17 protein-coding genes are annotated in these 13216 nt (G+C 59.9%); 6 read left to right on the forward strand and 11 right to left on the reverse strand.

Going from position 1 to position 13216, the window contains the following annotated elements; genetic code table 11:
- Positions 1-8 precede the first annotated feature (8 nt).
- From ACFQ6H_RS21270 to ACFQ6H_RS21310, 9 genes are all read right to left on the reverse strand, one after another.
- The gene (locus ACFQ6H_RS21270) at positions 9-215 is read right to left on the reverse strand and encodes a hypothetical protein (protein ID WP_378648402.1); all 207 of its coding nucleotides are present in this window, start codon (positions 213-215) and stop codon (positions 9-11) included.
- A gap of 201 nt (positions 216-416) precedes the next feature.
- Complete coding sequence (locus tag ACFQ6H_RS21275) at positions 417-773, reverse strand: hypothetical protein (RefSeq protein ID WP_378648404.1); 357 nt, start codon at positions 771-773, stop codon at positions 417-419.
- Between the two features lie 122 nt (positions 774-895).
- Positions 896-1225, reverse strand: coding sequence for a hypothetical protein (locus ACFQ6H_RS21280; protein ID WP_378648406.1), 330 nt, complete (start codon positions 1223-1225; stop codon positions 896-898).
- Complete coding sequence (locus tag ACFQ6H_RS21285; RefSeq protein WP_378648408.1) at positions 1222-2154, reverse strand: hypothetical protein; 933 nt, start codon at positions 2152-2154, stop codon at positions 1222-1224. Before ACFQ6H_RS21285 ends, ACFQ6H_RS21280 begins: the two co-directional genes overlap by 4 nt.
- Positions 2155-2534: 380 nt before the next feature.
- On the reverse strand, positions 2535-2798 hold the full coding sequence (locus ACFQ6H_RS21290; RefSeq protein WP_378648410.1) for a hypothetical protein: 264 nt from the start codon (positions 2796-2798) through the stop codon (positions 2535-2537).
- Positions 2795-3865, reverse strand: a complete 1071-nt coding sequence (locus tag ACFQ6H_RS21295; RefSeq protein WP_378648411.1) for an AAA family ATPase — start codon at positions 3863-3865, stop codon at positions 2795-2797. The genes ACFQ6H_RS21290 and ACFQ6H_RS21295 overlap by 4 nt, the downstream gene beginning before the upstream one ends.
- Positions 3862-4806, reverse strand: coding sequence for a hypothetical protein (locus ACFQ6H_RS21300; protein WP_378648413.1), 945 nt, complete (start codon positions 4804-4806; stop codon positions 3862-3864). Before ACFQ6H_RS21300 ends, ACFQ6H_RS21295 begins: the two co-directional genes overlap by 4 nt.
- Positions 4803-4973, reverse strand: a complete 171-nt coding sequence (locus ACFQ6H_RS21305) for a hypothetical protein (RefSeq protein WP_378648415.1) — start codon at positions 4971-4973, stop codon at positions 4803-4805. The genes ACFQ6H_RS21300 and ACFQ6H_RS21305 overlap by 4 nt, the downstream gene beginning before the upstream one ends.
- 99 nt (positions 4974-5072) lie before the next feature.
- Positions 5073-5297 (reverse strand): hypothetical protein, encoded by a 225-nt coding sequence (locus ACFQ6H_RS21310; RefSeq protein WP_378648417.1) that lies wholly within the window; start codon positions 5295-5297, stop codon positions 5073-5075.
- Positions 5298-5473: 176 nt separating this feature from the next.
- Here ACFQ6H_RS21310 and ACFQ6H_RS21315 point away from each other — a divergent pair, with 176 nt between their 5' ends.
- Together ACFQ6H_RS21315 and ACFQ6H_RS21320 are read left to right on the forward strand one after the other, a co-directional pair.
- Positions 5474-5887: a helix-turn-helix domain-containing protein gene (locus tag ACFQ6H_RS21315; RefSeq protein ID WP_378648419.1), complete on the forward strand. Its 414-nt coding sequence runs from the start codon at positions 5474-5476 to the stop codon at positions 5885-5887.
- On the forward strand, positions 5884-6381 hold the full coding sequence (locus ACFQ6H_RS21320; RefSeq protein WP_378648421.1) for a hypothetical protein: 498 nt from the start codon (positions 5884-5886) through the stop codon (positions 6379-6381). Before ACFQ6H_RS21315 ends, ACFQ6H_RS21320 begins: the two co-directional genes overlap by 4 nt.
- A gap of 65 nt (positions 6382-6446) precedes the next feature.
- Here ACFQ6H_RS21320 and ACFQ6H_RS21325 read toward each other — a convergent pair whose 3' ends face one another.
- Together ACFQ6H_RS21325 and ACFQ6H_RS21330 are read right to left on the reverse strand one after the other, a co-directional pair.
- The gene (locus tag ACFQ6H_RS21325) at positions 6447-7700 is read right to left on the reverse strand and encodes a tyrosine-type recombinase/integrase (protein ID WP_378648423.1); all 1254 of its coding nucleotides are present in this window, start codon (positions 7698-7700) and stop codon (positions 6447-6449) included.
- A gap of 375 nt (positions 7701-8075) precedes the next feature.
- Positions 8076-8474, reverse strand: a complete 399-nt coding sequence (locus ACFQ6H_RS21330; RefSeq protein ID WP_214881689.1) for a hypothetical protein — start codon at positions 8472-8474, stop codon at positions 8076-8078.
- 271 nt (positions 8475-8745) lie between these two features.
- On the opposite strand from ACFQ6H_RS21330, the gene ACFQ6H_RS21335 reads away from it, so the two are divergent.
- From ACFQ6H_RS21335 to ACFQ6H_RS21350, 4 genes are all read left to right on the forward strand, one after another.
- Positions 8746-10350 carry an MFS transporter gene (locus tag ACFQ6H_RS21335; RefSeq protein ID WP_378648425.1) on the forward strand — a complete coding sequence of 535 codons (1605 nt, stop codon included), beginning with the start codon at positions 8746-8748 and terminating at the stop codon, positions 10348-10350.
- A 779-nt stretch (positions 10351-11129) separates the two neighbouring features.
- Complete coding sequence (locus ACFQ6H_RS21340; protein WP_214881681.1) at positions 11130-11489, forward strand: GntR family transcriptional regulator; 360 nt, start codon at positions 11130-11132, stop codon at positions 11487-11489.
- Entirely contained in the window at positions 11489-12424 is a 936-nt protein-coding gene (locus tag ACFQ6H_RS21345) for an ABC transporter ATP-binding protein (RefSeq protein ID WP_378535777.1), read from the forward strand. The genes ACFQ6H_RS21340 and ACFQ6H_RS21345 overlap by 1 nt, the downstream gene beginning before the upstream one ends.
- Entirely contained in the window at positions 12421-13161 is a 741-nt protein-coding gene (locus ACFQ6H_RS21350; protein WP_378648427.1) for an ABC transporter permease, read from the forward strand. Before ACFQ6H_RS21345 ends, ACFQ6H_RS21350 begins: the two co-directional genes overlap by 4 nt.
- Positions 13162-13216: the final 55 nt, after the last annotated feature.

Here is a 13216-nt window from a genome sequence, read left to right on the forward strand (position 1 = left end):
CCGGATGGTTAAGCGTTGGCGGGGATTTCGAGGCCGCGCGCGATGCGCTCCGAATGCAGCTGGGCGAGTTCCTTGGAGCCTTCCTGCGCTAGCTTCAGAGCGCGGGCCACATCGTCGACGCGACCTTCACTTGATGCGCGTTTCGCACTGGCAGTAAACCGATCTCGCACAGCCCTAACGTCCTCGATCTTCGCGAGGAGTGCGGTGTCGTTCATGTTGGTTCCCTTCGTTGCGCCGGACTGGCATCCGACACGATGATCATATGCGTACCGATATGCACTTAGCAATAGCCGGCACACACTTCCCCCGAACCCTGTGCGCATCGAAGGCGGACGGCGTCTCAAACCGCACATGACAAGCGGCACAATGACACACACGCAAACCGAACCAGCTCGCACCACAATCACGACATACAGTCACGCCACATCACCCCACAACGCGAACTGCGCACGCTCCGCATCCAACGTCGCCCGACGAGTCTCCGCATGATGCTCCCGGTCGTAATGCAAATGACAGCCCTGACACATCGCTCTCAGGTTGTCGTCACCACAGTCTTCCGGCATGTGATTCAAATGCGCTGTCGTCAGAATGACCCGCGAACCGGTGCCGTACGCGGTCCCACCGTGGACGTTCGGACAGCGGCCCTCATGGGTGTTTCGGCCGCATTCGCCGGCACATTCGCATTGACCTTGAGCTCGGTCGAATCGGATGCGTTGGGAGATGGCTTTCCAGTCTTTCGGGTACCTATGTCGATTTTCGGGTCTGATCGGCATGCCTGCGTTGCTCGCTTTCATGGCTGGTTCGAACGGTGACGGACTGAAACCTGGTTCGGTGCGTATCGGTGTGCCGGAACCGTCAGAATCGATTTGCGGCCGAATGTTCACCACTCCTACGTTCACCCAGAATTTCGGGAATCTGAACGCCAGCCGCTGACGAGGCGTCGCCTGGTCTCTTCGCTGGCTGGTGGGGCTTTTGGGAGGGCGAGGAGTTCCCGGACCGGTGCTGGCCCCGATCGTTTCGCACGTATGGCCATGGTGACGTGCGCGGGCATGATCCATGCGGTTGAGCGTGAGAAGTGTTGGCGGACAGCTTGTACGGCGTCGTCGTAGGTCCATCGTTCGATGGTTGCGGCGTCGAGCCAGCTCGCTTCCATGTACGGATCGCTGTTGCGGTTGTCGTAGCTGATGACGACTTGGAGCAGTTCGAGGATGTCGTCTTCGGTCATGATGCGAGCTCTCCTTCGATGGCGATGAGTGTGGGTTGCCCGATGGCCGCGGTGTCGTTGGTTTGAATTCCGCCTCTGCGGAGGATCTCGGGGTTGGGTTTGGTTTTGCGTTGTTCGAGTTCGGCGATTTTGCGTTCGCGTGCTGTGGGCTGGTGACCGTCGACGCCGTAGCCGGGGCGGGTTGGCTGGGTGCGTGTGGTTCGTTGCTCGGAGCGGGTTTGGTCTTCGAGCATCCAGTTCCGCCATGTTCGGTCCCAGTCGCGTTTGGTTGCGTTGCGTCCGGTGGCGGCGTGCCAGTGGTTGGTGAATTTTTCGTGTGCTCGTTTGAGGTCGACGAGTGGGCAGTCGAGTTTGGTTTTGTCGATCGTTGATTGCGTGGGCATCCAGTCGTCGGGGAGGCGGGTGCCGCGCTTGCGCGGTTCTGGCGCCTCGTCGGTGGTGACTGTTTCTGCAGAGCTCTCCCCTGAAGTAATTACGTTAGTAAATACTTCTTTCTCTACCTCTACCTCTGCTACTTTTTGCTTGAGCGGCTGCTTAGCATCTGCTGTAGCAGCTGCTTGACCGCTGCTTGCGTTGCCGAAGTTCGCCGCCCGAGCCTGGCCACCCTTCTGGCCTGCAGTTTTCTTGGCTTCCGAGGCCTTTTCGATGTCCGCGCGGGTCTGGTTATGCTCCGAATAATCGTTCACAATTGCGACTTTTTGTGCGCGATCAACGGTGATCGCTCCGCAGGATTCCACCGCAATTCTGTTGCGATTTGTTCCCATTTTTGTCCAAACCGATAGCTTCACTTCACCATCGGTGGTGAATTCGCGGCAGTGCATGATCGCTTTGACGAGCAACCATTTCTGTCCATCGGTGAGGTCCGCGAGCTTCGGATTGCGGTCCATATCGACAGCAAGGGTGATGTAGATCCGCTTGTCTTTCGGCACGGTTGGTTCCTATCGGCGGTGCGGGTGGTGTGGTGGCTGGTTCTGGCAAACCGGCCACCACACCGAGGATTAGAGGCGACGCAGTGTTCTGAACCAGTCGCGCCATTCGACGAAGGTCCGGTTGCAGGCTTTGCATTGCATGGGTGCGGGGAGCCGGCGTGCGAGTTCTGCGTGTTGGTCGCAGATTTGGCATTGGAGATATCCGGTGATGTCCGCGGTTGGTGCTTGGCAGTCGTGGGCGACCATTTCCCATGTGGCTGGGTTGGGGCATGGCGGCCATTGGGTGTCGTGGAAGACCCCGACCGAGCAGGTTGCTTGGTGTTCGGTGTGCTCGGCCGCGGTTGGTTCCGCGGTAGTTCTGGACGTTCGTTCAGTTGTTGTCATGCCGCTGGACTGTAGTACTCGCTTCGTGTGGCGTCCCCGGTTTTCACCGCGGTGGGGAGTCGGCCGAAGTGCCAGCCGGATCCGGATTCGCAGAGGTACACGCCGCGGGGTGCGTCGCGAACCTGTTTGCGTGCCAGCTTCGCGTGCGCCTTCTTCTCGAACGTGCGCTTCCCGCAGTACTCGCAGTTGGACCACAGTCGGTGTCCGGGAGCGTATTCCATGCGCCTCTGCTGCCGCAGCCCCGGTCCGGCGGCCATCATGAGGCTTCCGCGTGCTGTGCGAGCGCGGTCATGTCTGCCTTCAGTTCTCGAATGAGGTTGTAGACGGCTTCACGTTCCGGCTCTGGGAGGAGTTTCACCTGACCCCACAACTCCCCCAGTGCCTTAATGCTGTCCGCTGCGCGCGCCGACTCGGACAGGCCGGATGCGGTGACCTTCGGTGAGTTCGGCTGCTGGGTTGAACCGAAACGATCTGCCGCGGATTGTGACTGCTGCGGGGCCTGGGCCGACGCCGGATCAGGCGTCGAGTCCAACGCTTGCAGCTCTCGAACTTTCGCGGTCTTTGGATCACACTGCAGCGCGTCGAAGATCAGCCAGTCCAGGGTGAACTGCGGTGCGGGTTTTGCTTTGTCGACGCCAGGCCGAAGGCCGTGATTCACCGAGCGAATGCCGACAATCTTCGGAGCTTCGTCACGCGAAAGGCGTACCCACGCCGACACATCGAAGGCGAGGTTCTTGTGACCTTCGACCTTGTATTCCTTCTCGTTGGGAATCGGTCGACCATTCTTGTCAAGCGAGGCGACCATTTTCCCGCGGGCCGTGACGACGACGATTCCGGGGAACGTCATCAACATGTGCATGAGCCTGTTGTGGCGATCGTTCGCGTCATTCCAGAGATTCATGGCGGGCTTGATTTCCGCGTCCGGATCATCTTTTAGTTGCTTCTTGGCGTAGTTCGATTGCCGCGCGCGGCTGCCGACCCAATCCTTGAGCATGTCCCACTCGGCGCTCATGGAGTCGATGAGCAAGACAACTGGCTTCTCGCCAGCATCGTGTGCGCGCTGAGCTTCTTGGCGAACTGCCGCGACCTGACCGTGAATGTCGCGCCAGGTTCCGTCGTGTTCGAGGACGAGGTAGTCCGCGCCTTCGATGGCCGCGTACTCGTCGGCCGCGCCTTCACCGAGATCCAGCCAGTACGACTGCCCTACTCGCTTCGATACAGTGAACTCTGCTAGCGCCCAGGACTTTCCAGTTTTCTCGGGGCCTTCAACGAGCACCAGCGGCCACGGTACCGCACCGGTCGGTTTGCGTGTTTTGATCGTTGTCATGCTGCCGTCCCGCTTTCGAAGTCGATGAGATGTGCGTGGAGTTTGTCGAGGTCCACCTCTTTGCGTGCCGGGTAGAGGGCGACACCTTTCTTGGTGGGTTGGCGTTGGGCGATCTTTTGCCCTCCGCACCACACTTCTTTCGCGTTGCCGACGCGGTCGAGGATGTCGGATTTCGCCTTATTGATCCGCGAGTCAACCGTTTTCGCATCCATCTGCGCCGTGACCAGATCGATCGCGAGCTGCGGGTGGATCTCCCACTTGCTGTCCGCTTCAATCTCTGGATGCTGGCGACGAATGATGTCGTAGTCCGCTTCCGAGCCGTTGCCCGCCGGCGGTACGCCTGCGAGGACGTTGTTGACGTAGAAGTCCAGGCACACAGCTTCAAGTGCGGCTGCGTGTTCGGCGTTGTAGTGGACGATGAACACTTCGATGTCGAGGAATGGCGTCAGAACGACGATGAATGCGCGGGTGATCGTCGGGTCCGTTTGGCGGGCTACGTGAAGTTCCCACTGAACCTGGACGTAGTAGACGAGCGGAACTTCGTCCGTTCCGGGTTTTCCAAACTTCACGCCATGTCGGTCAGTTTTGAGCTGTGCCAGTGCGCGTTCGCCGTCAGGCAAGGTCGCGAGATCGTCTGGCGTTGCCATTGCGGAGAATCCGAATGCGTCGGTGACGAATTGGATTTCTTCCCCATGGAGAACGAAGTTTGGATTGCGGTCCTGCCACATCGCCCGGACGGCTGGTTCGAGGAAGTGCCCGTCGCGCTGAATCTGCGAGGATGGCTCGTCGTTGAAGGGCTCGTCCACCAGCGCCGCGCGCATCGGTTCGTACACGCTGCGGGGTCCGCCCCACTTGCCTGCGACGCCGTAAATCTTGGGGACTTTGGACGCGGAGATTGTGAGCTGCCACGGCTTGGTGCCGGGGGTGATGATCGCGGTCATGCGCACCACCCGAAGGCGATGCACGTCTTCAGCGCGGCGTAGACCCCGCCGTACACAGCAGCGGCGATCGTCGCCGCAACCGCGAACGCGAGCGGTGTGGGGATGTCGTCGAAGTCCTGTTCGAGGTCCTTCTCGGTCAAACCGAGTGAGGTATTGTCGAGGGGCATGTTTGGTTGGTTCCTTTCGTGCACGCCCGACCCTGATTTCCTCCTGGCAGAGGTGGGTCGGGCACTTTTGTTGGTTGGTTCGGATCGCCTGGCAGCGAGTTAGGCGGATTTCGGTTCCCACGGCGTGGCCGTGAAGTAGTTGAGTGCGTCGCAGCACTTGATTCGCACGTGAACTCCCTTCGGGCCGCTCCGATACGCACGAAGGTGGCCTTCGGCGACTAGCCGCTTCGAGGTGCGCAATCCGATGCAGTATTCGCGGGAAAGCGTTGCGTAATCCATCATTTGCGGTGTCTTGCATTGGCAGGTGACCAATTCGGTTGGCATGGGGTTGGTTCCTTCCGGTGTCTGGCAACAGACATGAGAATACGCATATCGATACGCATTTGGCAAGCGCGATGGCGGACTTCTCCCATAACAACGAGTGCCACGAGATGCCTGGCCTGCGACGACAGTGAGACGAGCGTTAGACATGCGTATCGGGCGGCGGCATACTGCTACGCATGTCCACCAGCAAACCCCAACCAGTCGACGACGAAGAGCCACCTGCTTTAGCTGCGTTCATCGAGCAGGCTCGCGTCGATGCGGGGATCAGATCCATCCGCGAGGCAGCTCGAATAGCGGGCGTCTCCCCCGCGGCCTGGCAGCAGCAAGAGCGCGGAACCGTGAAGGACGGAGTTCGGCGGTGGCCGGCGCCGACCCTCGACACGTTGGAGCGGATCGCTGAGGCGGTCGGAGTATCGAAGGCGCAGATCCGGAAAGTGGCTGGAAACCATATCGCTCATACCAAGCGTCCAGCTACGATTAGCCCAGTCGGATCCCGATCAATCGATGTATCCGGCCTCACTGATGAGCAAATCGAGTTGCTGCAGCAGCTTGCAGATAGCTACAAGTCGAGCAAAGGGAAGCGCCGATGAATGCGCAGCGTCACCATGAAAGCTGGGAAGATCCCGTAGACATCGGGGTAGATGTCATCACCGGGAAGCTTGGCGATCATGCCGGGTATCTGATCACCGATGCGCGGCTGATCGTTCTCGACGAGAACTTGACTGGCCCCGAACGAAGATTCGGTGAGGCCCATCTTCGAGCGCATAGTTCATTGGGTGATTCGTTTAACGCGCACAATCAGGCCGACTTGCTTGCTGCGATTCAGTTGGTGCCGTTCACTGCACTTCGATCCGCTTTGCGCGGCAATGAGACCGCCGAATCTGCCGCCGACGATTTGGGTGTCACTGTCCAAGCGCTGTGGGTGCGTCTCGATGGCATTCGCGCTGATGATCGGATCTTGGCCGAGGAGCTCGCGTGCGAGGTTGAATGGCCGAACGCCGAGAGTGTTACAACCTTCGCCTGCACGGTAGTGAATGTCGCTGCAGAACTCGCGCGGCGTACTCCGCTCAAGATGGTTGCCTGACCCTAGACCCAAAAGAAGCCCCCAACTATCCGGTGATTCCGGACAGTTGGGGGCATTTTTGTTGGTCAAGCGATCTGGATCAGTTTGTCGAGCTTGCTGAGCGCCTGCCGCGCGAGGGTCTGGTCTACATGCGTGTACATCTGGGTTGTCAGGATGGAGACGTGCCCGAGGATCTGCGCGATGATCATCGGGTCGACGCCGGCTTCGAGAAGCAGCGTCGCGGTGGTGTGGCGGGCCGCATGGATAGTCACGTGAGGGAGATCCGCCTTGGCGAGTGCGTCGCTCCACCCTTCCCCGTCCTCTCTGGACGCGATCGGGCGAATCTGCTCACTTACCCACACAAAACTGAACGGGTTTGGTTCCGCAGATTCCCTGTGTTGCAGAAGGGCCGCTGCAAGCGGCGGAACCATCGGCACTATGCGGATCGACTTCGTGGTCTTGGGGCGGACCATGCAACGGCGCCCCGACCCGAGCGGGATCATCTCGAACCCTGGTTCAACGTCCCACGTCGATGCGGGACACGTCGATGGCCGCGTCGGGTTCTTCCCGCACGGGAAGTTGCCCTTCGGCGTTGGGTCTCCGCACCCGTGCTTCTTTGGCAGATCCTGCAATTGCCACGACAGATCGATGAGATTGTTTTCGAAGTCGACGCGGTCCCATTGCAGCGCGAGCGCTTCGCCTTGCCGCGCGCCGGTGAAGAGTGCGGTCGCCCATCTGGACACCATTGGATCGTTCGCCTCAGCGGAAACCGTCAAGAGCTTGCGAGCCTGCTCTGCAGTTAGTGCGCCGCGATTCTTCGACGTTACTTTCGGCTTGTCGACCAGGTCGCAGACGTTCTCTTTGATGCCGGTGGTCTTGTAGTTATTCATGGCATCACTGAGCGCCTTCGACAAGGTGTTGTGCGCTATTTCAACGGTGCGAGATGATTTACCAGCCTTGGCTACGGCTTTATGCATGGCGCGCACATCGGCCGGTGTTAGGTCTTTCAGTTTGCGCGCGCCGATATGTGGAACGATGTTGCATTTCACCGTGGATTTGTAAGTCTCCCAAACCCTTGGCCGGAGTCGAGGTTTGGCGATATCGTTCAGCCATTCCTCCATCCAATCGGAGACTTTGACTCCGGCCGATTCTTCGAGATTTCCCGCTGCGATGTCGTCGCGGAGTTTCTTCGCTTTGTTGATGCAGGTTTGCCAGTCTGCGGAGGATGCTGTGCGTGTCAGCCGTCGTCCGTTCGGGGCGGTTCCGACGTAGAAACGACAGACCCAGACTCCGTCTTCGGTCTTGTATGGCTTCGGCACTCCACGTGGCAGTTTGGGCATTTTGGGTTGGTTCCTTTCGGCGGGTTTCAACTGTGCGCACAGCTATGCGCAATGGATCTGCATTCGCTGGCACTTCGTGGCACCACCGAAGCTACGGTACGCACGCTCTAGCTGCAAGGATACCGCATATTGCCTGCATACCGCTACGCAAAAGACAGCTTCCCAAGCTGAATACGCGGGTTCGATTCCCGTCATCGGCTCCACTGGGTGTTCACCCATCAAGAACTGTTGAGTTCGCCATGGATCCGCAGATCCTTCCGACAGGCGATTTCTGGTTGATCAGCCGTCGTAAGGCCGGTTTCGACGGATCTTCTCCGAGCACTTCGAACTCTCGCACACGTGTACATACAAACGAGGTGCACACGGCGTTGCGCCTCAGATGATCTCGCGATTCCAGGTCGTGACCGCCCAGATCACGAACACGTTGAGCGCGATGATCGTCGTCGCCCACCACGGGTAGTAGGGCAGCCACAAGAAATTGACGAGAACCGACACACCGCAGATCACCAAAGCGCCCACCCGGGACCAGATCGACCCGGTGAACAACATGACGCCGGTCACCGCGACTACAACACCGAGTACAAGATGGATCCATCCCCACGTGGTGAGGTCGAATTGGTAGGCGTACGCGGGGCCTACGACGAAGACATCGTCCTTCGTAATCGCGGAGACACCTTGTAAGAACTCGAGCACGCCGACGGTGACGAGAAGTACCGCACCGCCCATCGTCGCTCCCTTTGCCACACTTTGCTGGACCAGAATTTTCTCGGACATAGCCGCCCCTCGAGGTCTCACGTGCGAATCGGTCGGGTGCCCCTGCCCTAGGGTCACGACGGCTGGATACCCGCTGCTCGGTCCTCAATCGCGGGGCGCGAAGTCGACAGCCTCATGCGGCCCTCGACCACGGCGATGTCGGGTCGTTCACAGGCGCTCCGCACGTTCGCTCTGATACCGCAGGCATCCACGGTCGAGCGCAGATTGGGACTCGTCGCGAGGTGGAACTCTGCGGGGAGAGTGTCGTAACTACGGAGGCAGCTAATCCGTCATGACTGAGGAACCGACAACCGACAGCACCGCCGAGCAGGCAGCCGGTCCGCCACGCCTGCTCGCCCTCCTGCTCGCGATGGCGATGTTCGTTCTCGTCGTCGACACATCACTGATGAATGTCTCGATCTCCTCCGTCGTCCGCGACCTCGACACGACAGTGAGCGGCGTCCAGGCGGCGATCGCACTCGAAGCACTGGTATCCGCGGCATTCATTTTGATCGGCGGCAAAGTCGGCGATCTCATCGGGCGCAAACGGGCCTATGTGCTGGGCCTCCTGGGCTACGCCATCGGTGCCTCGGCAATGGCGTTTGCGCAGTCCTTGACCGCAATCGTCATCTTCTGGGCCGTGCTCGGCGGGATCGGCGCCTCACTCCTGCTGCCCGCAATGCAATCCCTCATCCACGGCAACTTCGAAGGAGCAGAGCAGAAGAAGGTCTACGCCTTGGTCGGTGCAGCGGCAGCGATTGCCGCCGCCGTCGGACCGCTACTCGGAGGATTCATCACCACCTATCTCTCGTGGCGCGTCGGTTTCGTGCTCGAGGTCGTCGTCATCGCGGTCGTCCTCTCCGGCATCAAGCTGGTCCGCGATGTGCCGTACACGGGCCCTACCGGCATCGATCTGGTGGGTGCGGTCCTGTCCGTTCTGGGTATGGGCGGGATCGTGTTGGGAATCCTGGTCTGGCAGGAAGGCGGTGAAGCCGTTGGTGCGCTGCTGGCGGTTGGGGCGATTGCACTGGCGTTGTTGGCGTACTGGCTCGTGCGGCGCAAACATCGAGGAGGGCCGACACTGCTGGATCCGGAATTGTTCCGCTCCAAGATCTTCCGGCTGGGCATCTCCGGACAGATGCTCCAACAAATAGCCCTGGGTGGCACGATGATCGCGCTGCCGATCTACCTGCAAATGGTGCTCGAGTACAACGCCATGCAAGCAGGTTTGTCTCTCGCGCCCCTCTCCCTGAGTATGTTCGCAGTGGCATTACTTGCGGCGAAGAAGGCGGGTGATCGGCGCCCGAGCAAAATCATCAGGTGGGGATTCGTACTGCTCACGATCGGAATCGTGGCGTTGATCCCGATCGTGCCACGGGCGGAGTTCGGCTGGGGTCTGATAATCCCCCTGCTGATCGCGGGATCAGGGTTGGGATTGTTGGTCTCTCAGCTCAACAACTACACACTTGCCCCGATCGAGGAGCAGCGGATCAGCGAAGCTGCCGGCGTCAATTCCGCGGCCGGGTCCTTCGGATTGTCATTCGGGTTGGCATTCGCCGGCGCCATCATGTTGGCGACACTCTCGATCACTTTCACCACCACGGCGCAATCGAGCAGCGTGCTCCCCCAGGCAGAGCAGCAGCAGGTGGCGCAAGTACTCGAAGACGATGCCGAAGTCATGAGCAACACCCAGCTCGAACAACTACTCGTCAACCAGCCACCGGAAATTCAGAACGAAATCATCCGTATCAACACCGACACAAGACCTCTCGCGCTTCAGGTCGCGCTTCTCATTCCCCTCCTCGCCGGCCTCGTCGGGGTGTTCAATTCGTTTCGGATGATCCGGATCCCGGAAACCCCGTCAACGGCTTCCGGCGACGAGCCGGATGTGCTCTGACACTCGACATCTCCGGAGCCGAAAGCTCTCAAATCAGCTGCAGCCGAATGAAACCCTTGGCCACTATTTGGTGAGGATCGGTCGGTCTCCTCTTGAAATGTAATTGGCGAATCGTTCAATTCCTGCTTGTGAGAAGCTTCCTCGGCCTGCGCGTTTCAGTGCGGCTTCGACGAATGGGAGCGGTTTCCTGCGGTATGTGCGGTAGATGCTGTCGAGTACTGGTTGCAGTGCCCGGCGTGCAAGGTCTGCTGTTTCCGGGTCTGAACCCCCGAATTTCACGGTCACATTCGGCATAGATACCCCTGCTGGTCGAGTGTCCGATTCCCTGGCCGGAAGCGTACGTATCGGGATTGCGAATCAGTACAGAAACACCAAAACGGGGCGCTAAGTCCCTACTTGCGGTGGATACGACTCCGTCTTTGGGGTGACGAAAAACAGCCCGACCGCGGCGTGCGGTCCGGCTTCTGTTCTACGACTGCGGGTTACGACCGGAAGCCGAGGCTTCTGGATTCGCCTACTTCACGTTGGGTGGCGGGTTGCCGATGATGACGGGTGTTCGCGCCAACGAGTGGTGAACTCCCCATCTACAGCGTCCATGCGGAATGCCCCCACGAGCGGAACTGTCCACCGCTGTCGCCTCGGTGAATGTCCCGATGGGCAGCGCTCGGAGACCCAAGTCATCGATGCCAGTTTCCGCGATCTCATTGCCAACATGCCCCACGACGTTCTATGGTTCATTACATGAGTAATGAACCAGTGAACACCGAGCGTCGATCATCGTGATCGACGACGGACGACCACTGTTCCAACAGATCGCCGAGCAGATCGAGAGCTCGATCATCGACGGCTCGCTGCCCGAGGACGGGCAGGTGCCGTCGACGAACGAACTGGCGGCCTTCCACCGGATCAATCCGGCCACCGCAGCCAAGGGCCTCAATCAACTCGTGGGCGAGGGGATTCTCTACAAGAAACGGGGAATCGGAATGTTTGTCACTGTCGGCGCCCGCGACGCACTCAGGTTCAGACGCCGAGAAGCGTTCGCGCGCCAGTACATCGAGCCGCTGGTCGCGGAGGCGGACCGCCTCCAAATTTCCCTCGACGAACTCAAATCCATGCTGGACGACAGGAAGGCGGACTGATGAACGCAAGCACGACAACGACCGAGCCCCATGTCAGGCGTTTCGACGAAACTGAACTCATCGCCTCGATGCGCTCCGTGGACAGAAAGTACGGAGACGTCGACGCGCTCGCGGACGTCTCGTTCGAGATCAGCCGCAACAAGATCTACGGCCTGCTCGGCCGCAACGGCGCAGGCAAGACGACGATCATGCAGATACTGACCGGGCAGGACCTGCACACCAGCGGCGACGTCAAGGTATTTGGGGCTGCCCCGTTCGAGAATGCCGACGTACTGGCGAACGTGTGCTTCGTCAAGGAAAGCCAGACGTACCCCGAAGACCTCAAGGTCAAGCACGTACTCGTCGCCGCCGGCCATCTTCTCCCGAATTGGGACCACGCGTTCGCCGAGACACTGCTCGAGGACTTCCAACTTCCCCTGTGCCGCAAGGTGAAGAAGCTTTCACGCGGCATGCGGTCGGCGTTGGGGGTAATCATCGGACTTGCCTCCCGCGCACCCCTGACGCTTTTCGACGAGCCATATCTCGGTCTCGATGCCGTTGCGCGCCAACTGTTCTACGACCACCTACTGGCCGACTACGCCGAACATCCTCGCACTGTAGTGCTTTCGACTCACCTGATCGACGAGGTAGCGAATCTGCTCGAGCACGTGATCGTCGTCGACGCCGGCCGGATTGTCGTCGACGAGGATGCGGACACACTGCGAAGCCGCGCAGTAGTGGTAACCGGCCCCTTGGACGCGGTGGATGCTGTTGCCACGTCCGGCACCGTCCTGCACCGGGAGACGCTGGGCGCCCACAGCCGAATCACGTTGCAGGCCCATCTGACAGACACCGACCGAAACCGACTTCGGGAGGCGGGTGTCGCAGTGGAACCGGCGTCTTTACAGGAACTTGTCATCGCGACCACGACTCAGCGCAAGGAGATCACCGTATGAGCAACGCAACGACATCGCCACGGACGGTCTCGAAGGCGCCCACCCGGTCCAGGATCGGTTCCGTCCTACAACTGCACACGGTCGCGTGGCCGTTGCTGATCGCCTGGCCGGTGGGCATCCTGTTGATATCGTTCCTGATCAGCTTCACCATCTACGCGATCGTCCGGAACGATGAGGGTGAGGGGTTCACCGGCAGCGTGTTCTCCGTATACGGTTTCGTCTTGGCGTTCTACCTCCAGTCGATGACCCAGACGTTCCCGTTCGCGCTCGGACTGAGCGTGACTCGCCGCGAGTTCTTCACTGCCACCACGGTAATGGCGCTGGCACAGTCCGCAGTCTTTGCAATCGCGCTACAGGTTCTGTCCGTGGTGGAGTCCGCCACCAACGGCTGGGGTGTGCACATGCGCATGTTCGGCATCGCACGCTATTTCACCGACAACACCGCCGTACAGTTGCTCGCACTGTTCGCGACGCTGCTGCTGACCAGTTCGATCGCAATGCTGACAGGTGCTATCTACCAGCGGTGGAGAACCACCGGTCTACTCGCCTCCCTCACCGGGCTTTTCGGCTTGCTCGGCTTGTCAGCGATCCTTGTCACGTGGGCTGGTTGGTGGCCGGCGATCGGTTCGTGGTTTGTCGATACTCTCCGAGTGGTCCCAATAGCACTACTCCCCTTGGCCCTTGCCATCGCGTGCATCGCCGGAGCCTGGGCGACGTTGCGTCGCGCAACGCCGTGACCGCGTAATCATGTGCGACACCACATGTCGCGCCGTCTGGGAGTGCTCCTCGGAT

The organism is Rhodococcus sp. NPDC056506 (assembly GCF_042794945.1).
Classification (GTDB): Bacteria; Actinomycetota; Actinomycetes; order Mycobacteriales; family Mycobacteriaceae; genus Rhodococcus_F.

Bases quoted from the DNA above. Each gene is read 5' to 3' on its own strand.
- ACFQ6H_RS21270 (WP_378648402.1), bottom strand. From the start codon at position 215: ATGAACGACACCGCACTCCTCGCGAAGATCGAGGACGTTAGGGCTGTG.
- ACFQ6H_RS21275 (WP_378648404.1), bottom strand. From the start codon at position 773: ATGCCGATCAGACCCGAAAATCGACATAGGTACCCGAAAGACTGGAAA.
- ACFQ6H_RS21280 (WP_378648406.1), bottom strand. From the start codon at position 1,225: ATGACCGAAGACGACATCCTCGAACTGCTCCAAGTCGTCATCAGCTAC.
- ACFQ6H_RS21290 (WP_378648410.1), bottom strand. From the start codon at position 2,798: ATGATGGCCGCCGGACCGGGGCTGCGGCAGCAGAGGCGCATGGAATAC.
- ACFQ6H_RS21295 (WP_378648411.1), bottom strand. From the start codon at position 3,865: ATGACAACGATCAAAACACGCAAACCGACCGGTGCGGTACCGTGGCCG.
- ACFQ6H_RS21300 (WP_378648413.1), bottom strand. From the start codon at position 4,806: ATGACCGCGATCATCACCCCCGGCACCAAGCCGTGGCAGCTCACAATC.
- ACFQ6H_RS21305 (WP_378648415.1), bottom strand. From the start codon at position 4,973: ATGCCCCTCGACAATACCTCACTCGGTTTGACCGAGAAGGACCTCGAA.
- ACFQ6H_RS21310 (WP_378648417.1), bottom strand. From the start codon at position 5,297: ATGCCAACCGAATTGGTCACCTGCCAATGCAAGACACCGCAAATGATG.
- ACFQ6H_RS21315 (WP_378648419.1), top strand. From the start codon at position 5,474: ATGTCCACCAGCAAACCCCAACCAGTCGACGACGAAGAGCCACCTGCT.
- ACFQ6H_RS21320 (WP_378648421.1), top strand. From the start codon at position 5,884: ATGAATGCGCAGCGTCACCATGAAAGCTGGGAAGATCCCGTAGACATC.
- ACFQ6H_RS21325 (WP_378648423.1), bottom strand. From the start codon at position 7,700: ATGCCCAAACTGCCACGTGGAGTGCCGAAGCCATACAAGACCGAAGAC.
- ACFQ6H_RS21330 (WP_214881689.1), bottom strand. From the start codon at position 8,474: ATGTCCGAGAAAATTCTGGTCCAGCAAAGTGTGGCAAAGGGAGCGACG.
- ACFQ6H_RS21335 (WP_378648425.1), top strand. From the start codon at position 8,746: ATGACTGAGGAACCGACAACCGACAGCACCGCCGAGCAGGCAGCCGGT.
- ACFQ6H_RS21345 (WP_378535777.1), top strand. From the start codon at position 11,489: ATGAACGCAAGCACGACAACGACCGAGCCCCATGTCAGGCGTTTCGAC.
- ACFQ6H_RS21350 (WP_378648427.1), top strand. From the start codon at position 12,421: ATGAGCAACGCAACGACATCGCCACGGACGGTCTCGAAGGCGCCCACC.